The 19,184-nt window shown below is 64.5% G+C and carries 18 protein-coding genes; 3 read left to right on the forward strand and 15 right to left on the reverse strand.

The features are described from left to right. The first annotated feature begins 67 nt into the window (after window positions 1-67). On the forward strand, window positions 68-430 hold the full coding sequence (locus AB7849_RS10815; RefSeq protein WP_369501066.1) for a response regulator: 363 nt from the start codon (window positions 68-70) through the stop codon (window positions 428-430). A gap of 67 nt (window positions 431-497) precedes the next feature. Here the strand turns inward: AB7849_RS10815 and AB7849_RS10820 are convergent, their stop codons facing one another. Then, window positions 498-1,409, reverse strand: a complete 912-nt coding sequence (locus tag AB7849_RS10820) for a J domain-containing protein (RefSeq protein WP_008211772.1) — start codon at window positions 1,407-1,409, stop codon at window positions 498-500. A gap of 100 nt (window positions 1,410-1,509) precedes the next feature. Further along, entirely contained in the window at window positions 1,510-1,959 is a 450-nt protein-coding gene (locus AB7849_RS10825; protein WP_050984320.1) for an Hsp20/alpha crystallin family protein, read from the reverse strand. Window positions 1,960-2,183: 224 nt separating this feature from the next. Here AB7849_RS10825 and AB7849_RS10830 point away from each other — a divergent pair, with 224 nt between their 5' ends. Together AB7849_RS10830 and AB7849_RS10835 are read left to right on the forward strand one after the other, a co-directional pair. Continuing rightward, entirely contained in the window at window positions 2,184-2,594 is a 411-nt protein-coding gene (locus AB7849_RS10830; protein WP_050984321.1) for a hypothetical protein, read from the forward strand. A 136-nt stretch (window positions 2,595-2,730) separates the two neighbouring features. Beyond that, window positions 2,731-3,219, forward strand: coding sequence for a peroxiredoxin (locus tag AB7849_RS10835; protein ID WP_008211776.1), 489 nt, complete (start codon window positions 2,731-2,733; stop codon window positions 3,217-3,219). A gap of 151 nt (window positions 3,220-3,370) precedes the next feature. On the opposite strand, the gene gyrA is transcribed toward AB7849_RS10835, so the two are convergent. From gyrA to rimP, 13 genes are all read right to left on the reverse strand, one after another. Next, complete coding sequence (gene gyrA / locus AB7849_RS10840) at window positions 3,371-6,013, reverse strand: DNA gyrase subunit A (RefSeq protein ID WP_008211777.1); 2,643 nt, start codon at window positions 6,011-6,013, stop codon at window positions 3,371-3,373. 137 nt (window positions 6,014-6,150) lie between these two features. Next, window positions 6,151-6,561: a GtrA family protein gene (locus tag AB7849_RS10845; protein ID WP_008211778.1), complete on the reverse strand. Its 411-nt coding sequence runs from the start codon at window positions 6,559-6,561 to the stop codon at window positions 6,151-6,153. Next, window positions 6,558-7,571 (reverse strand): S-methyl-5-thioribose-1-phosphate isomerase, encoded by a 1,014-nt coding sequence (gene mtnA / locus AB7849_RS10850; RefSeq protein WP_008211779.1) that lies wholly within the window; start codon window positions 7,569-7,571, stop codon window positions 6,558-6,560. The genes AB7849_RS10845 and mtnA overlap by 4 nt, the downstream gene beginning before the upstream one ends. A gap of 53 nt (window positions 7,572-7,624) precedes the next feature. Then, window positions 7,625-7,807: a PspC domain-containing protein gene (locus tag AB7849_RS10855; protein ID WP_008211780.1), complete on the reverse strand. Its 183-nt coding sequence runs from the start codon at window positions 7,805-7,807 to the stop codon at window positions 7,625-7,627. Between the two features lie 22 nt (window positions 7,808-7,829). Beyond that, window positions 7,830-8,897, reverse strand: a complete 1,068-nt coding sequence (locus AB7849_RS10860; protein ID WP_008211781.1) for a class III poly(R)-hydroxyalkanoic acid synthase subunit PhaC — start codon at window positions 8,895-8,897, stop codon at window positions 7,830-7,832. 8 nt (window positions 8,898-8,905) lie between these two features. Next, window positions 8,906-9,946 carry a poly(R)-hydroxyalkanoic acid synthase subunit PhaE gene (locus AB7849_RS10865; protein ID WP_369501067.1) on the reverse strand — a complete coding sequence of 347 codons (1,041 nt, stop codon included), beginning with the start codon at window positions 9,944-9,946 and terminating at the stop codon, window positions 8,906-8,908. A 120-nt stretch (window positions 9,947-10,066) separates the two neighbouring features. Beyond that, window positions 10,067-12,172 carry a polyribonucleotide nucleotidyltransferase gene (pnp, locus tag AB7849_RS10870; RefSeq protein WP_008211786.1) on the reverse strand — a complete coding sequence of 702 codons (2,106 nt, stop codon included), beginning with the start codon at window positions 12,170-12,172 and terminating at the stop codon, window positions 10,067-10,069. 19 nt (window positions 12,173-12,191) lie between these two features. After that, window positions 12,192-12,461, reverse strand: coding sequence for a 30S ribosomal protein S15 (gene rpsO, locus AB7849_RS10875; RefSeq protein WP_008211788.1), 270 nt, complete (start codon window positions 12,459-12,461; stop codon window positions 12,192-12,194). A gap of 165 nt (window positions 12,462-12,626) precedes the next feature. Continuing rightward, on the reverse strand, window positions 12,627-13,508 hold the full coding sequence (truB, locus tag AB7849_RS10880; RefSeq protein WP_050984322.1) for a tRNA pseudouridine(55) synthase TruB: 882 nt from the start codon (window positions 13,506-13,508) through the stop codon (window positions 12,627-12,629). A gap of 72 nt (window positions 13,509-13,580) precedes the next feature. Next, a complete protein-coding gene (rbfA, locus tag AB7849_RS10885) occupies window positions 13,581-13,955 on the reverse strand; it encodes a 30S ribosome-binding factor RbfA (RefSeq protein WP_008211791.1) in 375 nt (124 codons plus the stop codon). A 96-nt stretch (window positions 13,956-14,051) separates the two neighbouring features. Then, window positions 14,052-16,853: a translation initiation factor IF-2 gene (infB, locus tag AB7849_RS10890; RefSeq protein WP_369501068.1), complete on the reverse strand. Its 2,802-nt coding sequence runs from the start codon at window positions 16,851-16,853 to the stop codon at window positions 14,052-14,054. Window positions 16,854-16,982: 129 nt separating this feature from the next. Continuing rightward, on the reverse strand, window positions 16,983-18,488 hold the full coding sequence (nusA, locus tag AB7849_RS10895; protein WP_092700675.1) for a transcription termination factor NusA: 1,506 nt from the start codon (window positions 18,486-18,488) through the stop codon (window positions 16,983-16,985). 120 nt (window positions 18,489-18,608) lie between these two features. Beyond that, complete coding sequence (rimP, locus tag AB7849_RS10900; RefSeq protein ID WP_008217033.1) at window positions 18,609-19,145, reverse strand: ribosome maturation factor RimP; 537 nt, start codon at window positions 19,143-19,145, stop codon at window positions 18,609-18,611. Window positions 19,146-19,184: the final 39 nt, after the last annotated feature.

The raw sequence follows: 19,184 nt of genomic DNA on the forward strand, positions 1-19,184 counted from the left end.
GACGGCTAGTAGAGGGTTTTTAGAACAATTAGTTACACTGTTTTTCGGAATTTTCGGCGGTTCCGGCGTGGAACCCCTGATTGTCGACGATTCCCCGTCGCAGCTGCTGGGCCTCAAGCGCATCGTCGAAAAACTGGGCCATGAGACCCTGACCGCCGAAGACGGCGCGGCTGGCGTGGAAGTCGCCAAGCGCGAACTGCCCGACCTGATCCTGATGGACGTGGTGATGCCGAACCTCAACGGTTTCCAGGCCACCCGCACGATCAGCAAGGATCCCACCACCTCGCACATCCCGGTGGTACTGGTGACCACCAAGGATCAGGAAACCGACAAGGTCTGGGGCATGCGCCAAGGTGCCAAGGCCTATGTGACCAAGCCGATCAAGGAAGAGGAGCTGACCGCCACGCTCAAGGGCCTGCTGCCCGCCTGATTCGCAGCGACCCGCGGTCAAAAAAACGGCGCCATGCGGCGCCGTTTTCGCATGCGGGGCCTGCTGCTCAGCGTCGCGGATCGTACTCGGCAAACTGTTCACGCAAGGCCTCGTAAGCGGCCCGCTGCTCGTCGGAATCGGCCATGGGCGCACGGATCGAAAGCTCGACCAGCTGATCGCCCGGCGTCGCCCCCGGCATGCCTCGCCCCTTCAGACGCAACTTGCGGCCCGACTGCGAGCCGGCGGGAATGCGCAGGTCCACGTCGCCCGCCAGCGTCGGCACCGGCACCGTGGCACCCAGCGCCGCTTCCCATGGCGCGATCGGCAGCACATGCAACACGTTGCGACCGTCCAGCTTGAAGCGCGCGTCGTCGCGAATGCCCACTTCCAGCAACAGATCGCCGTTGGGTCCGCCCGCGCCAGGCTGGCCTTGCCCGGCCAGGCGAATCACCTGCCCCGACTGGATCCCCGCGGGAATCTTCACTTCCAGCACGCGCTCGCCACCATTGCCATCGTGCAGGGCGACGCGCGTGCGGCCTCCTTCAAACGCCGTGTGCAAGGGCACCTGCACCTTCGCCTGCACATCCTGTCCGCGGCGTGCGCGCGGCTGTCCGTGCCCTTGTCCACGGCCGCCGCCGGCAGCACGACCGAACAGGCTTTCGAAGAAATCGCTGAAGTCACCGCCGCCTTCGCCAAACTCGAAGTGCTGCCCCTGCTGCTGTCCCCAGCCCGGCGGAGGCCGGAACTGCTCGCCGCCACGGTAGCCGCCAGCACGCACCTGATCGTAGGCGCGGCGCTTCTCGGCATCGAGCAGCACTTCCTGCGCCTCGTTGGCTGCCTTGAACTTGTCCTCGGCGCCGGCTTCCTTGTTCTTGTCCGGGTGATACTTCCGCGCCAGCTTGCGATACGCCGTCTTGATCTCGGCCTCGCTGGCATCGGGCTTCACGCCCAGAATGTCGTAATAATCTTTGAACTCCACTGCCACTCCCCGGCCGCCGGATCAGTCAATACATGCGGTCCACGACAGATCATCATCCGTCGTGGACCGCATCCGCAAGTTTTCGAATGTTGTCGCCGGCTCAGTGGCCGGTAGCGATATTGATGCGACGCGGCGTGGCCTCCGCCTTCTTCGGAATGGCGATCTCCAGCACGCCATGCTTGCCGCTGGCGGTGACGCCCTCGGCATCGGCGCTGTCGGGCAGGCTGAAGCGGCGATGGAAGGTGCCGTGCAGTCGTTCCTGCCGGGTGAAGCGACCTTGCTGCTCGCCGTTCTCCACCGTGCGCTCGCCCTTGATGGTGAGAATGCCCTTGTCCATGCTCACCTCGATCGCGGCCGGATCGACGCCGGGGATGTCCGCGAAGATCACGAAGCGCTTTTCCTCTTCCTTGATATCCACCTGCGGTGCCCACTGGCTGGTGACCACATTGGACTGGTCGTTTTCTTCCTGGCCCAGGAAACGCTCGAACGCCTGACGGAACGCCTGCGCATCGCGCGGCATGCCCCAGGCCATATGACGAGTAGTAGTCATCTCGAAACTCCTCTGATGGATTTGCGGCATCGACGCCGCCTGACAGCAGAGATAGGTGCAGCGCCGCGCGATTCAAGGCATGCCCCCGGCGCGGGAGCATGCCGCCGGCCCGCGATCCAGTGCACAGAATCGACATGGAAACAGGCACCACGCAGTACCCGTGACGGAATGCTCAAATTCGGCAAAAACCGCCGGATAAACTTGAAAACATGATAAAAATCAGCATGTTTTTAGGATTATTCCTAGTCGCACTGACCGGCTGCAGCAGCGTCGGCAGCCCCCGTCCCGCATTCCACGGCGATAGCGTCCAGGCCGACTTCGGAGCCTATCCGCCCGACTACAAGAACCTGGTTCAATCGTGGAGCCGGAACAATCTGAGCGATGCCGCCTCGCTGCAGTTCGGGCACGTATCCAAACCTCGCAAGGAGTGGGTCGTCAACGGCACGCAGAAGATCTACGGCTGGTCGGTCTGCGCCATGATCAGCGCACCGAACACGTATGGCGAGTACACCGGCCCGCAGACGTTCTGGTTCCTCATCCACGGCGACAAGGTGGTGGGTACCCGGCAGAGTTATACGATCTCGCCCGGCCACTACGTCAATTGCAGCGATGGCAACGTGCCGATCACCAGCTGATTGATGGCCGGTGGCGCCCATCGGCGCTACCGGTCGCAACACCCTCACGTTCCACCCGGCTTGGCTGACGGCACGCCAGACACCCTCGTGCACAAGCATTACGATGTGTTCCCGCGTCCCCCGCAGAGAGCACCGCATGAGCATCCAGCCTGGGCAGTTGCTGCCCGATATCGAAATCCGCGCCATCGACGGCGAGATCCGCACGGCTCGCACCGGCGAGCTGTTCGCCCGACGCAAGGTGGCGCTGTTCGCCGTGCCGGGCGCATTCACGCCCACGTGCTCGAACAAGCACCTGCCCGGCTATGTCACGCACTACACGGACTTCACCGCACGCGACATCGAGGTGATGTGCCTGTCCGTCAACGATGCCTACGTGATGCAGGCGTGGGCCAGCGCGCAGCACGTACCGGCCGGCATGCAACTGCTGGCCGACGGCAATGCCAGCTTCACCCGTGCGCTGGGCCTGGAACTTGACGGCAGCGGTTACGGCATGGGCATCCGCGCACGCCGCTTTGCCCTGTACGCAGAAGATGGCGCGGTGCGCCTGCTGCAGGTCGAAGCACCCGGCGAACTACGCGTTTCCACCGCCGAGGCCATGCTGGAAGCCATCGCTTCTCTCGCTTAGAAAAGCTGCCCCGCGCACATCTTCTCGCCAAGGCGCGCAGGCTGGCCGCCCGGGCACGCCGTGCGGATCAGTGGCACGAAATCCGGGTCACGCCCAAAAGAAAACCCCGGCATGCCGGGGTTCTCTTTTGGGGCGGTGGCTGGCAGCCGGCTTATTCCTCGCCAGCCACTTCCTCGCCGCCCTGTTCCGCTTCGGGCACCGGGGTGGCTGTCGTACTGTCATCACCGCTCGGGGTCCCGCCATCAACGACACCGGCTTCGTCGCCGTTGTCCTCTTCGGCATCCAGCCGCACCACGCTGACCAGCGACTCGTCAGCCGGCAATCGAATCAGGGTGACGCCCTGGGTATTGCGGCTGAGCTGCGAGACTTCCGCCACGCGGGTACGCACCAGCGTGCCCTGGTTGGAGATCAGCATCAGCTCGTGCGTCTCGTCGACCTGCACCGCGGCGACCAGCGGACCGTTGCGTTCGGAACACTGGATGCCGATGACGCCCTGCGTGCCGCGCCCCTTCTTCGGGAACTCGTCGAGCACGGTGCGCTTGCCGTAACCGCGCTCGGTGGCGGTAAGGATGTCGCCCTGCGCCGCCACGATCAGCGAAACGACTTCGGCATCGTCGGCCAGCTTCATGCCACGCACGCCGGTGGCGGTACGGCCCATCGAGCGCACGGTGTTCTCGTCGAAGCGGTTCACCTTGCCGTTGGAGGCGAACAGCAGGATGTCGCTGTTGCCGTCGGTCAGTTCCACGTCGACCAGCGCATCGCCCTCGTCCAGCTTGATCGCGATCTTGCCCTTCTGCAGCTGGAACGCGAACTCGGTCAGCGGGGTCTTCTTCACCGTGCCGTGGCGGGTGGCGAAGAACACGTAGCGATCCTCGCTGTATTCGCGGATCGGCAGCACCGCCTGCACCTTTTCGCCCTCGCCCAGCGGCAACAGGTTCACCATCGGCTTGCCACGTGCGCCCGGACCCGCTTCCGGCATCTGGTAGACCTTCAGCCAGTAGATCCGGCCGACGCTGGTAAACGCAAGCAACGTGTCGTGGGTGTTGACCACCCACAGCTGCTCGACCACGTCCTCGTCCTTCAATGCCGAGGCCGAGCGGCCCTTGCCGCCGCGCTTCTGCGCACGGTAGGTGCTGGCCGGCTGGCGCTTGACGTAACCGGTATGCGACAGCGTGACCACCACGTCTTCCGGCGCAATCAGGTCGAGTACATTGAGATCTTCCTGCGAGTGCTGGATCTCGGTGCGACGACCATCGCCGTATTCGGTCTTGATCGCCTCCAGCTCTTCGCGAATCACCTCAAGCAGGCGATCCGGATTTTCCAGGATCTCGATAAGGCCGCGAATGATCTCGAGGATCTGACGGTATTCGTCGGACAGCTTTTCCTGCTCCAGCCCGGTGAGGCGATGCAGGCGCATGGCGAGGATTTCCTGCGCCTGCACGTCGGACAACTGGTAGCCATCGGCCTTGAGGCCGGCGCGCGGATCCATGTCCTCCGGGCGGGAGGATTCGGCCCCGGCGGCGCCGAGCAAGGCGCCGACCATGCCCGGCTGCCACTTGCGCGCCAGCATGCGCTCGCGCGCTTCCGCCGGTGACGCGGACGTCTTGATCAGCTCGATCATTTCGTCGATGTTGGCCAGCGCGACGGTAAGGCCTTCCAGGATATGCGCGCGAGCGCGCGCCTTGCGCAACTCGAAAATGGTGCGGCGGGTGACCACCTCGCGACGATGGCGAATGAACGCCTCGAGGATCTCCTTGAGGTTCAGCAGGCGCGGCTGGCCATCGACCAGCGCCACCATGTTGATGCCGAAGGTGACCTGCAACTGGGTCTGCTGGAACAGGTTGTTCAGCACTACGTCGGCCATCGCGTCCTTGCGGATCTCGATGACCACGCGCATGCCGTCCTTGTCGGACTCGTCGCGCAGTTCGCTGATGCCCTCGAGCCGCTTTTCCTTGACCAGCTCGGCGATCTTCTCGATCAACCGCGCCTTGTTCACCTGGTACGGCAACTCGTGGATGAGGATCGTCTCGCGGCCGTTCGGCTCGGTCTCGATCTCCGCCTTGGCGCGCACCAGGATGCGGCCACGACCGGTGCGGTAGGCCTCGACGATGCCCGCCGCGCCGTTGATGATGCCGCAGGTGGGGAAATCCGGGCCCGGCACATGCTGCATCAGGTCGTCGATGGACAGCGCAGGTTCGTCGATCAGCGCGATGGTGGCCGAGATCACCTCATTGAGGTTGTGCGGCGGGATGTTGGTGGCCATGCCCACCGCGATGCCGGCCGAACCGTTCACCAGCAGGTTGGGCACGCGCGCCGGCAACACCAGCGGTTCGCGTTCGCTCTCGTCGTAGTTGAAGCCGAAATCGACGGTGTCCTTGTCGATATCGGCCAGCAGCTCGTGGGTGAGCTTGGACATGCGCACTTCGGTGTAACGCATTGCTGCGGCATTGTCGCCATCGACCGAACCGAAGTTGCCCTGGCCATCCACCAGCAGGTAGCGCAGCGAGAACGGCTGCGCCATGCGCACGATCGCGTCGTACACCGAGGCATCGCCGTGCGGATGGTATTTACCGATGACGTCACCGACCACGCGGGCCGATTTCTTGTACGGCTTGTTCCATGCATTGCCGAGCTCGTTCATCGCGAACAGCACGCGGCGATGCACCGGTTTGAGACCATCCCTGACATCCGGGAGCGCACGGCCCACGATCACGCTCATGGCGTAGTCGAGATAGCTCTGGCGCATCTCGTCTTCGATATTGACGCGAATGACTTCTTTGGCGAGTTCTGCCATCAATCGGCTTCCCTGGAGGTGAAAAAGGGCCTCATCGCGCACATTTTGCGCGGGGCGCAAGCATGCTCGGGGCAACCGATGAAGGGTAGCACAAACGGCTACAAATTGACAGTATTTAAATTATCAAAATCAATGACTTACAAGGACGTTTTGGCGTGCCTGAAAAGCACTCCGCGGGCCATGCAGAAGTTCAACGCCGCAGCCACCGCGGAACCTGCCGCCGCAGCGACGGCAGGCCAGCGATGCAGCCACGCGAACGCCAGCAGCAGCACGGCATAAACGCCGTAGTTGACCACCGCTCCCAGGCTCATCAGGCCCATCCAGTGCAGCCATTCGGCATGCGCCGAACGGCCACTGGAGCGCGTGGCGAAGGTGTGCCGGCGGTTCCACCACCAGGTGAAACTGGCAGCGAGCAGGAATGAAACAATCCGCGCCAGATAGGGATTCCAGCCTTCGATGCTGACCAGCATCTGCACCACCGAGGCATCGATCAGCAGACCGATCACGCCACCCACCGCGAACAGCGCGATCTCGCGGCGCAACCTCATCGCCCGAACATCGCCTGCATGGCCAGCTCGCCCGGGCGTTCGATCACGCCACGCTCGGTGACGATGGCATCGATCAGCCCGGCCGGTGTCACGTCGAACACCGGATTCCACGCTTCGGCACCTTCCACCACGGTGCGCCGCCCGGCCGTCGAAAGCAGCTCGGCCGGATCGCGCAATTCGATGTCGATGTCCTCGCCCGTGGCGGTTGCCATATCGACCGTGGACGACGGCGCCGCCACCATGAACTTCACGCCATGGTGGTGCGCGGCGATGGCGAGCTGGTAGGTGCCGATCTTGTTGGCGGTATCGCCATTGGCGGCGATGCGATCGGCGCCGACGATCACCCACTGGATCTCGCCGGATTTCATCAAATGGGCCGCCGCCGAATCGGCAATCAGCTTTGCCGGGATGCCATCGCGCACCAGCTCGTACATGGTCAGCCGCGCGCCCTGCTGCCACGGCCGCGTCTCGCCCGCGAACACGCGCTCGATCCGTCCTGCCGCCACGCCGGCACGGATCACACCCAGTGCGGTACCGAAGCCTGCCGTTGCCAGCGAGCCGGTATTGCAGTGCGTGAGCACGCCCGAATGCGGCGCAATCAATGCCGCACCCAGTTCACCCATGCGGCGGTTGGCGGCCAGGTCCTCATCCTGGATCGCCTGCGCCTCACGCTCCAGCGCCGCGGCATCCGCACCGGCAGCGATGCGCGCTTTCATGCGGTCCAGCGCCCACATCAGGTTCACGGCGGTGGGCCGGGCGGAACGCAATTGCGCCAAGGCCAGGTCCAGCGACACATGCTGCTGCGCCGCCAGCACCACGCCCCAGGCGGCGGCAATGCCGATGGCCGGGGCACCGCGCACGGCCAGGTCGCGAATGGCCTGGGTCACCTGCCCCGCATCACGGCAGTCGATCCAGCGCTCTTCCTGCGGCAACAGCCGCTGGTCGAGCAGGCGCAGATGGTCGCGCTGCCATTGCACGGCGCGAATACGGTCGTAACGTTCGTAATCCATGGGTTCTCTTGAAGGTTCAGCGCGATTCGAAGCTCACTGCGACGCGCACGGGGTCAATCCTCGGGCATCGCCACCCACAGGACCAGGTAGATCAGGATGCCCGAACCACCCAGCATGGTCAGCACGATCCACAACACGCGCACCAGGGTGGGGTCCCAGCCCAGGAATTCGGCGATGCCACCGCACACACCGGCCAGCTTGCGGTCGGTACGCGAACGGCTCAGACGCTTGCTCATGGAAGTTCTCCCCGTGTGATGATCAGTCGCGCTCACGCAACCACTGGTGGATGGCCGGCGGCACTTCGCGTTGTGCGCGGCCGGATACGTAAATGCCGATATGGCCGCCGCGGAAGGCCAGCTCGGTGTAGTCGGTGGTGCCGATGTGACGGGCCAATGCGCGCGAGGCATCCGGCGGCACCAGATGGTCCTGCTCGGCGTAGATGTTCAGCACCGGCTGCGTGATCAAGCCAAGGTCCACCGGCTGGCCGCCGATCTCCAGCGTGCCGCGCACCAGCTTGTTGCCCTGGTAGAAGTCCTTGATGAACTGACGGAAGGCCTCGCCGGCCTGGTCGGGCGAATCGAAGATCCAGCGCTCCATGCGCAGGAAATTCTCCAGCTCGACCGGCTTGTCGAGGATGTCCACCAGGTTCACGTATTTCTGCTGCAGCAGGCGCACCGGTTTCAGGGTGAGGTACACCCAGTTCATCAGGGCGGCCGGAATGTTGCCCATGGTGTCGACGAACAGGTCCACGTCCACGCCCTGCACCCAGTGCGAAAGCATGTTGTCCGGGGTGCGGAAATCCACCGGCGTGACCATGGTGACGAGGTTGCGCACCTTCTCCGGATGCAGGGCGGTGTAGCACAGCGAGAACGCCCCGCCCTGACAGATGCCCAGCAGATTGATCGCATCCAGCCCGTGCCGCGTGCGCACGGCGTCGACGCAGCGGTCGAGATAACCGTTGAGGTAATCGTCGAGGGTCAGCCAGCGATCGGCGCCATCCGGATAGCCCCAGTCGATCAGGTAGACGTCCTCGCCCTGCGCCAACAGGTTGCGCACCAGTGAGCGGTCCGGTTGCAGGTCGGTCATCCACACCGTGTTGACCAGCGCATAGACGATCAGCACCGGCGTCTTGGCGGTCGGCTCGCGCTCACCGCGCATGTGCCAGACGGTGAGCTTGTCCTCGCGATAGACCAGCTCGCGTGGCGTGTTGGCGTATTCGGGCTCGCCCACCCCGCGCAACTGCGTCATGCCAGCCGCCAGCTTGCGCTGGAAGACGGCCATCTCCTGCATGGCCTGGATCGGATCGAAGTGCAACGGATCGGACATGGGACTTCCTACTTCTTCGACGTGCGCGGACCAGCCGCGCGTGCGACAGTCTTGGCGGGCGCGGCCCTGCGCTTTGCCGATGTCGTCTTCGTCGCTTTCGGCGATTTGGCAGCCTTCGTGGCGACGGCCGGCTGGCGCTCGCCCTCCAGCGCATCGATACGGCGCTTCAATGCGGCAACTTCCGCCTGCAGCGCAGACGACGTGCCGTCGGATGCCTTTGCCTTTTCCGCGCGGCTTGCGCGCAATTCGCGCCGGACTTCCTGCAACCGCTGGCCAAGGCTGGCCACCTCGCTGCGCGTGGGCATGCCCTGTTCGCGGCACCACTGCTCGACCTGTTGTTGCTGCAACTGGCGCAGGCGCATCTGCGCATTGCTCATGGCGCCAAAGACTTCGCGGAACTCGTCGGACAAAGCCACTTCCGCGTAGGCATCCTCGGCGGTATCCACCCACGCGTCGTACATCGCCTTCATCGTCTCGACCGGATGACCGGCAGCAGTCAGCTGCGCCAGCTTCTCCTGCATGCGCTCCATGCCCTGGGCATGGGCGCGCTCGATCAGCGCCTGGTAGCGCGCGTGGGTCTCCAGGTATTCCATCATCGCCGCGGCCAGCGCCTGTTGCTGCAACTGCTGCTCGCGTGCATGACCGAAGGCCGCCACGGGTTCGGCTCCCGGCATGCCCGGGCGGGTTGCTTCCCACATGGCTTGCCAGGCTGGCGCGAACCCGCCCGCAGCAGGACCAGCATGGCCGAACGCCTGGGCAAAGGGTTGGCCGCCGCCCATCGCGCCCTCGAACATCTGCCGCAGCGACTGCGACCAGTCCGGCGCCGATGCCGGCGAGGCAGCGCCCGCCGCCGCCCCCTGCATCCAATCCATGTAGGCCTTCAGGCCGCTCATGCTGCGGGCGAATACGTCATCGGAGCCTGCCGCAGGCGACGAACCGAACGGTGCGCCCGCGGCCGACGGCGACTGCGCCTTGCGCAGCCAAGCGTCCCACGATTCCCGGGCCAGCGCTTGCCAGTTCCCGAAGAATTCGCCTGCCTGTTCGGCCATGTCGGCCTCCTTGATTCACTTGCGTCCATCGTAGCAAAAGCCTGCCCGCAGAAACGCGCAAGGCCCGGCATGACCGGGCCTTGCGGAAGACGCTGTCGCCGCACCAGGCGGCGACATGACTCAGGCGTTGGCGCCCTCGTCCTCTTCGACGGCCTTCATGGACAGGCGGATACGACCCTGCTTGTCCACTTCCAGCACCTTGACCTTGACGATCTGGCCTTCCTTGAGCTTGTCGGAAACCTTCTCGACGCGCTCGTTGGAAATCTGCGACACGTGCACCAGACCATCCTTGCCCGGCATGATCGTGACGAACGCACCGAAGTCCATCAGCTTGGCGACCTTGCCCTCGTAGATACGGCCCGGCTCGACGTCGGAAACGATCTGTTCGATGCGCTTCTTCGCCGCTTCGCCCGCCTCACGATTCACCGAACCGACGATGACGGTGCCGTCGTCGCTGATGTCGATGGTGGTGCCGGTTTCCTCGGTGATCGAACGGATCGTGGCGCCACCCTTGCCGATCACTTCGCGGATCTTGTCCGGGTGGATCTTGATGGTGATCAGGCGCGGAGCGAACTCGCTCATCTCGGTACGGGCTTCGGTCAATGCCTTGGCCATTTCGCCGAGGATGTGCAGGCGACCCTGCTTGGCCTGGGCCAGTGCGACCTTCATGATCTCTTCGGTGATGCCGTCGATCTTGATGTCCATCTGCAGCGCGGAGATGCCATCGGCACTACCGGCCACCTTGAAGTCCATGTCGCCGAGGTGATCCTCGTCGCCCAGGATGTCGGACAGCACGACGAAGTCGTTGCCTTCCTTGACCAGGCCCATGGCGATACCGGCCACCGGCGCCTTCAGCGGCACGCCGGCATCCATCATCGCCAGCGAGGAACCGCACACCGAAGCCATCGACGAGGAACCGTTGGACTCGGTGATTTCCGAGACCACGCGCACCACGTACGGGAACTCCTCGATGCTCGGCTTGACGGCCTGCACGCCGCGCTTGGCCAGGCGACCATGACCGATTTCGCGACGCTTCGGCGCACCGAAACGACCGGCCTCGCCCACCGAGAACGGAGGGAAGTTGTAATGGAACAGGAACGGATCCTTCGACTCGCCACCGGGGGCGTCGATGATCTGCGCGTCACGCGTGGTGCCCAGCGTGATCATGACCAGCGCCTGGGTTTCGCCACGGGTGAACAGCGCCGAGCCGTGGGTGCGCGGCAGCACGCCGACACGGGCGGTGATCGCGCGCACGTCGTCCAGCTGGCGACCGTCGATGCGGACCTTGGTCTTCAGCACGCTGTCGCGCATGGTGTGGTATTCGAGCTCCTCGAATTCCTTCGCCATCGCAGCGGTGGCCCAGCCCTTCTCTTCAGCCTGTGCCTTGAGACCGGCCAGCACGTCGGCCTTGATCGCGGAGATCGCGTCGCGACGCTCCAGCTTGTCGCGGACCGAGAACGCCGCGGCCAGCTGATCGCCGACCGCACCCTTGACGGCGGCAACCAGCGACTCGTCACGAGCCGGCGCCTTCCAGTCCCACGACGGCTTGCCGGCCTCGGTGGCCAGCTCGGCGATCGCGCGGATGGCGGTCTGCATCTGCTGGTGACCGAACATCACCGCGCCGAGCATCACGTCCTCGGACAGCAGCTTGGCTTCGGATTCCACCATCAGCACGGCGCCGGCGGTACCGGCGACGACCAGGTCCAGCTCGGAGGTCTTCAGCTCGGTGGCCGATGGATTCAGCAGGTACTGGCCATTGGCGTAACCCACGCGCGCGGCGCCGATCGGGCCCTTGAACGGGATACCGGCCAGGCTCAGCGCGGCGGAGGCACCAAGCAGAGCGACGATGTCGCCGTCGACTTCAGGATTCAGCGAGACGACCTGGGCGATCACCTGCACTTCGTTCTTGAAGTCATCCGGGAACAGCGGGCGCACCGGACGATCGATCAGACGCGAGGTCAGCGTCTCCTTCTCGGTCGGGCGGCCTTCGCGCTTGAAGAAGCCACCGGGGATGCGACCGGCGGAATAGAACTTCTCGACGTAGTCGACGGTGAGCGGGAAGAAATCCTGGCCTTCCTTCTGCTTGGCCGCAGCCACTGCGGTGACCAGCACCACGGTACCGCCCATGCTGGCCATGACCGCACCGGACGCCTGGCGGGCAATTTCGCCCGTCTCCAGTGTGACTTCGTGATTACCGTACTGGAATGACTTGGTTACTTTTGCCACTTTATGATGTCCTTTCCGATTAACGACGCAGGCCGAGACGCTCGATCAGGCTCTGATAGCGAGCCAGGTCACGATCCTTCAGGTAGGAGAGCAGGCTCTTGCGACGGTTGACCAGCTGCAGCAGGCCGCGACGCGAGTGATGATCCTGCTTGTGCGTCTTGAAATGCTCGGTGAGATGTTCGATGCGGGCGGACAGCAGGGCGACCTGCACTTCCGGCGACCCGGTATCGTTCGGCACGCGGCCGTAATCAGCAAGGATCTTGCCGGTCTGTTCTGCGGTGAGAGACATGGTTACCTTTCCTCGAAAGCGAATACGAAGCTTGCGCAACATCACCGCGCGATGGCGTTGCGCAAGCTTCGTCAGTTGAATGAAACGATATGGTGCAAGCAACGTATTGTAGCTAGAGCAGGTGCACGGCAACAAGACCGCAGGGCCTGCAATGATGTTCCCGGGTCAAGGAGGCGGCAGATTGAACCCGCGCAGGATGCTGATCCGGCCACTGTCGTCCCGTTCGACCAGTGCCAGCAGGCGACCATCGTCGGCCTGCAGCGCACATTTTCCCGGCTCCGCGGGGTGTTCCAGCACAATCTGGCGCCCCTGCGTCACCGCCAGACTCTGCGCCGCATCCAGCCGCAGCATCGGCAAGCCCGCCAATCCCGCCTCGATGGGCAACAGCCAGCGCAGCAAGGCGGCATCGCCCTGCTCCGCCGCTTCCTGCAACTGATCCAGCGTCACCATGGCCGGTTCATGGAACGGTTCCACCCACAGCCGGTGCAACGAGGCCAGGTGGGCGCCGCAGCCCAGTGCCTCGCCCAGATCGGTGGCCAGGCTGCGGATATAGGTACCTGAACCACATTCCACGTACAGCTTCAGGGTATGGGCCGTGCGTTCCCGGCATTCCAGGCTGAACACATCCACCTCGCGTGGCGGCACCTCGACGGCATCACCGCGCCGCGCCTTCACATACAGCCGTTCGCCATCCTGCTTGAGCGCCGAATACACCGGGGGAACCTGAACGATACGCCCGCGGAACCGGGCCAGGACGGCCTCCAACTGCTCGTCGCTGAATTCCGGCACGTCGCAGCAGGAGACGATCTCGCCTTCCCGATCGCCCGTGGTGGTGGTGACGCCGAGACTGCATTCGGCCAGGTAGGCCTTGCGCGACCCCAGCAGGTTGTGAGCCAGCTTGGTGGCCTCGCCGAAACACAGCGGCAGCAAGCCGGTAGCCAACGGGTCGAGCGCGCCGGCATGGCCACCCTTGGCCGCGCGCAGCAGGAGGCGCACGGTTTGCAAGGCCTGGCTGGAACTGACTTCTGCCGGCTTGTCGAGCAGCATGATGCCGTGCAGATGGCGAAAACGGATGCGGTGACGATGCTTGCTCACGGAAAACGACAGGGCAACACGCGCTCAGGCGTCGCCTTCATCCTGTGCATGGCCGGCAGCACCTTCACGCAGCAACGCGTCGATGCGCTCGCCCTTGTCCACCGAATCGTCGTACTTGAAACGCAGCTCGGGCACCCTACGCAAACGCATGCTGCGCGACAACGAGCGACGGAATTCGCCGGACATGCCGTTCAGCGCCTTCACCAGTTCCAGCGACTGGTCCGGCAGCAAGGCGGTCACCCATACCGTGGCCCAGTCAAGGTCGCGGGTGACCTCCACGTCCGACACGCTGCATGAGGACAACCCATGGTCGCGCACGGCCGCGTGGACCAGCAGGCCCAGTTCGCGGCGCAGTTCGGCGCCTACGCGGTCGGTACGTTTGAAGTCGCGGGAGGGCATGGCAAAAACCAGGAGTGAGTCAAGAGGAGAGAGAAGTGAGAGAAGAGCGTGGGGAGCAAACTCTCACTCCTCACTTCTCGCTCCTCTCTCCCGGCTTTACAGCGTGCGAGCCACTTCGATGCGTTCGAAGCATTCGATCTGGTCGCCGGCCTTGACGTCGTTGTATTGCTTCACGGCGATACCGCATTCCATGCCGTTGCGCACTTCGTCCACCAGGTCCTTGAAGCGGCGCAGCGATTCCAGCTCGCCCTCGAAGACCACGGTGTTGTCGCGCAACACGCGGATCGGCTTGCTGCGCTTGACGTGACCCTCGGTCACCATGCAGCCGGCCACCGCGCCGAACTTGGAGCTGCGGAACACCTCGCGCACCTGGGCGATGCCGATGATCTCCTCGCGGATCTCCACGCCAAGCAAGCCGGAGGCCGCCTGCTTCACCTGGTCGATCACGTCGTAGATGATCGAGAAGTAGCGCACGTCGAGGCCGGCCGTATCGATCACCTTGCGCGCCGAGGCATCGGCACGCACGTTGAAGCCGATCACCAGCGCCTTGGAAGCGGCCGCCAGGGTCGCGTCGGACTCGGTAATGCCGCCGACGCCGGCCGCGATCACGTTGACCTTCACGTTGTCGTTGCCGATCGCGCTCAGCGACTCGCGCAGTGCCTGCACCGAACCCTGCACGTCGGCCTTGACCAGGATATTGAGCGTCTGCTGCTCGTTGCCCTGACCCATCTGCGCAATGATGTCCTCGAGACGGTTGGCCTTGCTGACCAGGCGCGTCTCGCGACGCTTCTGATGACGCTCTTCCGCCACCTGGCGAGCCAGCCGCTCATCGGCCACGGCGACGAAGTCGTCACCCGCCTCGGGCACGCCGGACAAGCCGAGCACCTGCACCGGGATCGACGGACCGGCTTCCTGCACGGTCTTGCCGGTCTCGTCGACCAGCGCACGCATGCGGCCGTATTCGATGCCGCAAACCACGAAGTCGCCGCGCTTGAGCGTGCCCTGCTGCACCAGCACGGTAGCCACCGGGCCGCGCCCCTTGTCGAGGCTGGATTCGATCACCACGCCCGAGGCCGGACCGTCGACCACCGCGGTCAACTCCATCACCTCGGCCTGCACCGTGATCGCTTCGAGCAGATCCTCGACGCCCATGCCGGTCTTGGCCGACACCGGCACGAACATGGTGTCGCCACCCCAGTCTTCCGGGATCACTTCCAGGTTGGCCAGGCCCTGCTTGACGTGGTCGGGGTTGGCGTCGTCCTTGTCCATCTTGTTCAGCGCCACGATCAGCGGCACCTTCGCCGCCCGCGCATGCTTCACGGCTTCGGCCGTCTGCGGCATCACGCCGTCATCGGCAGCCACAACCAGCACCACGATGTCGGTGGACTGCGCGCCACGGGCACGCATCGCGGTGAACGCGGCATGGCCCGGGGTATCCAGGAAAGTGATCACGCCCTTGGGCGTATCCACGTGATAGGCACCGATGTGCTGGGTGATGCCACCGGCCTCACCCGAAGCCACCTTGGTACGGCGGATGTAATCGAGCAGCGAGGTCTTGCCGTGGTCGACGTGGCCCATGATGGTGACCACCGGCGGACGGGTGCTCTTCTCGCCATCCAGTTCGACACTCTGGGTATGGGCAGCCAGAGCAGCCTCGGCGTCATTGGCGCTGGCATCAACCGGCGTATGGCCAAGTTCTTCGATCACCAGCACCGCAGTGTCGTGATCGATGGTCTGGTTGATGGTGGCCATCACGCCCATCTTGAACAGGGCCTTGACCACCTCGGAACCCTTGACCGCCATCTTCTGCGCCAGTTCGGCGACCACGTTGGCGTCGCCCACCATCACTTCGCGCACGACCGCAGCCGTGGGTCGGGTGAAACCGTGCGGGCCGGACGCCGTGCTGCCACGCGATGCATCGCGGCTCGCGCCCCGCCCGGGCTTGCCACGGCGGCTGGAACGACGCGCGCGGTCGGCGGCAGACAGGTGCAACTCGCCACTGGCGAAGCGCTTGCCGCCCGGGGTGTCGTCGCGATCGCGCCCGTGGCGCGCCTTGCCACCACGAGCGGCGTCGGCGGCAGGAGCCGCCGGGGCCGGTGCGGGAGCTGGGGCCGGCGCCGGAGCAACCACTTTCTTCTCGCGCTTGCGCGGCTCGTGAATGCGCGGAACGATCATGCCAAAGCTGCTGTGATCGGTGGTGCCGCCAGAACCTGCGGCTGTCGATTCGGAAGCGGACGGCTCGGCAGCGGGCTCGGCCTTCGTTTCAGGTTCGGGCTCGGCCGCCACCGGGCTCGCGGGTGCATCTTCGGCAGCGGGCTTCACAGCCTCGGCCTGCTCTGCCGCGGACTCGGCGTGTGCCGCAGCCTGTTGCTCACGGGCAATGCGTGCCGCTTCCTCGGCCTTGTGCTGCTCGTCGAGTGCGCGCTGCTGCGCTTCTTCCTCGCGGCGATGTTCGGCCTCGGCACGCGCGCTTTCTTCCTGTTCGCGCTGCTGCTGCGATTCGGCCAGCTTGCGCACGGCCTCTTCGCGCTCGGGCTCGGCGCTGGCTTCCTCGGCAATCACGCTGCGCTTGACGTAGGTGCGCTTGGCGCGCACTTCCACGTTCACCGTCTTGGCGCTGCTGGCCGCGCCGCGGCCGCCTGGCGTGGCAACCTTGAGTTCGCTGACCTTGCGTCGCTTCAGGGTGATCTGGCGCGGCGAGCTGTCCTCGACCTCGGCCACGGCTTCGCCCTTGCCGTGCGTGCGACGCAGAAAACCAAGCAGCTTCACCTTTTCAGTGCTGCTGACGACTTGCTCCGGATCGGAGAATTTCATGCCGGCCTCGCCAAGCTGTCCAAGCAGCTTGTCTACCGGCATGCCCAGTACCTGGGCGAGTTGTTTGATCGTGACATCCGACATCGTGTGCTTTCTCCGCCGTTCCCGCGCTTATCGTCCGTGCGGCCTTGCCTGCACGTCCACCTCCATCCATGGCGGGAAGCTGCCTGAGCTTCCCTCGGCGCACCCATCCAGGGTGCTGCCGTTTCGCGGTTAGCCGCCCTTCTCCAATTCAGCGATCATCGGGGCTCGCGCCGCCATGATCAGAGCCGCAGCCCGCTCCTCGTCCATGCCCTCGATATCGATCAGGTCGTCGACCGCAAGGTCGGCCAGATCATCCATCGTGACCACGCCGCGAGCGGCCAGGGCAAAGGCCGTCGTCTCATCCATGCCGTCGAGGGCCAGTAGCTCTTCGCTCGGCTGGTGCTCGTCGATATCCTCTTCCACCGCCAGGGCCTCGGTGAGCAGCGCATCACGCGCACGCGCACGCAGCTCCTCGACGATGTCCTCGTCGAAGCCTTCCACGGCGAGCAGCTCGGCGCTGGGCACGTAGGCGATTTCCTCGACGCTGGAGAAACCTTCCTGCACCAGGATGATGGCGATCTCCTGGTCCACTTCCAGCTTGTCCATGAACAGCTGGCGTGCCGCGTCCTGCTCGGCCTCGCTCTTGGCGGTGACCTGGTCCTGCGTCATCACGTTGAGCTGCCAGCCGGTGAGCTTGCTGGCGAGGCGCACGTTCTGGCCGCCACGACCGATCGCCTGCGAGAGCTTGTCCTCGGCCACGGCGATGTCCATCGAGTGCTTTTCCTCGTCCATGATGATGGACTGCACTTCGGCCGGCGCCATCGCATTGATGACGAACTGGGCCTGGTTCTCGTGCCACAGGATGATGTCGACGCGTTCGCCGTTGAGCTCGTTGGACACCGCCTGCACGCGCGAACCGCGCATGCCGATGCACGCGCCGATGGGATCGGTGCGGGTGTCGTGGGCCAGCACGGCGATCTTGGCGCGGTCGCCCGGATCGCGGGCACAGCCCTTGATCTCCACCAAACCCTGGCCGACTTCCGGCACTTCGAGCTTGAACAGCTCCATCATGAATTCGGGGGCTGCGCGCGAGACGAACAACTGCGGGCCGCGCACTTCCGAACGCACTTCAAAAAGATAGCCGCGCACGCGATCGCCGACGCGGGCCGACTCGCGCGGAATGGTCTTGTCGCGCGGGATGAAGGCCTCGGCATTAGAACCCAGGTCCAGGTACACGTTGCCGCGCTCGACGCGCTTGACGATACCGGTGATCAGTTCGCCAACGCGGTCGACGTATGCATCGACCACCTGCTGGCGCTCGGCTTCGCGCACGCGCTGCACGATCACCTGCTTGGCGGCCTGCGCGGCAATGCGGCCGAACTCGGCGTTCTCGATCTGCGTCTCGATGTATTCGCCGACCTCGGCGCCCTCACGTTCGTCCAGCGCATCCATCAGGCGCAGCTGGTAGAACGGGGACTCCATCTCGCCATCGTCGGCGATGATTTCCCAACGACGGAAGGTCTCGTAATCGCCGGTGTCGCGGTCGATCGAGACGTGGATGTCCGGATCTTCCTCCGGATAGCGCTTCTTCGCCGCAGAAGCCAATGCGGCTTCCAGCGCTTCGAAGATCACTTCGCGCGGCACGCCCTTTTCGTTGGCAACCGCGTCAACCACCAGCAAAAGCTCTTTGCTCATTGCAGCAACTCCGTAGACACCACCCGGCGCCCGCTCGTTAACTTTGGCATCCGTCCATGAATGCTTGGGATCAAAAAGCGGCCTGTCCATGGCCGCACCATTCAATTCACTTGCCTCAATTCACTTGCCGGCTTTCTTCTTGCTTCGCGTGCTGCCGCCACGCTTGGGCTGCGGCACGTAGCCGAGACCGGCCCAGTCGGGCACCACGCGTGCACTTTCCACCGCGGCATGCTCGAAGCCGAATGCTTTGCCTTCGGCCTCCAGCGCAATCTGCTCGCCTTCCACCGACACCACCTTGCCACGAAGCCGGCGACGCCCGTCGATCGGCGCTTTCAGCAGAATCTTCACTTCCTGCCCCACCACCTTCGCGAACTGCCCCGCGCTGAACAGCGGGCGATCAAGCCCCGGCGAAGACACTTCCAGTACGTAATGCCCCGGAACCGGATCTTCAACGTCGAGCAGCGCCGACAACTCGCGGCTGGCTGCTTCGCAATCGTCCAGAGTGACCTCGCGGCCCTCCGTGGTCTGATCAAGCACGTCCAGATAAACGCGCAGGGTACTCTGCCCTTGCGCCGGGGTGAACTCCACACCGATGCATTCCAGGCCCAGATCACCCAGGACGTCGGTAAAGCGTTGCGCGAGTGCTTGTGTATCCATGTATTGCCCGTCGTGGGATCTGTATGTCAGCTGTCGCCA

The sequence above is a fragment of the Rhodanobacter sp. FW021-MT20 genome (assembly GCF_041107475.1).
Taxonomy (GTDB): Bacteria; Pseudomonadota; Gammaproteobacteria; order Xanthomonadales; family Rhodanobacteraceae; genus Rhodanobacter_A; species Rhodanobacter_A glycinis.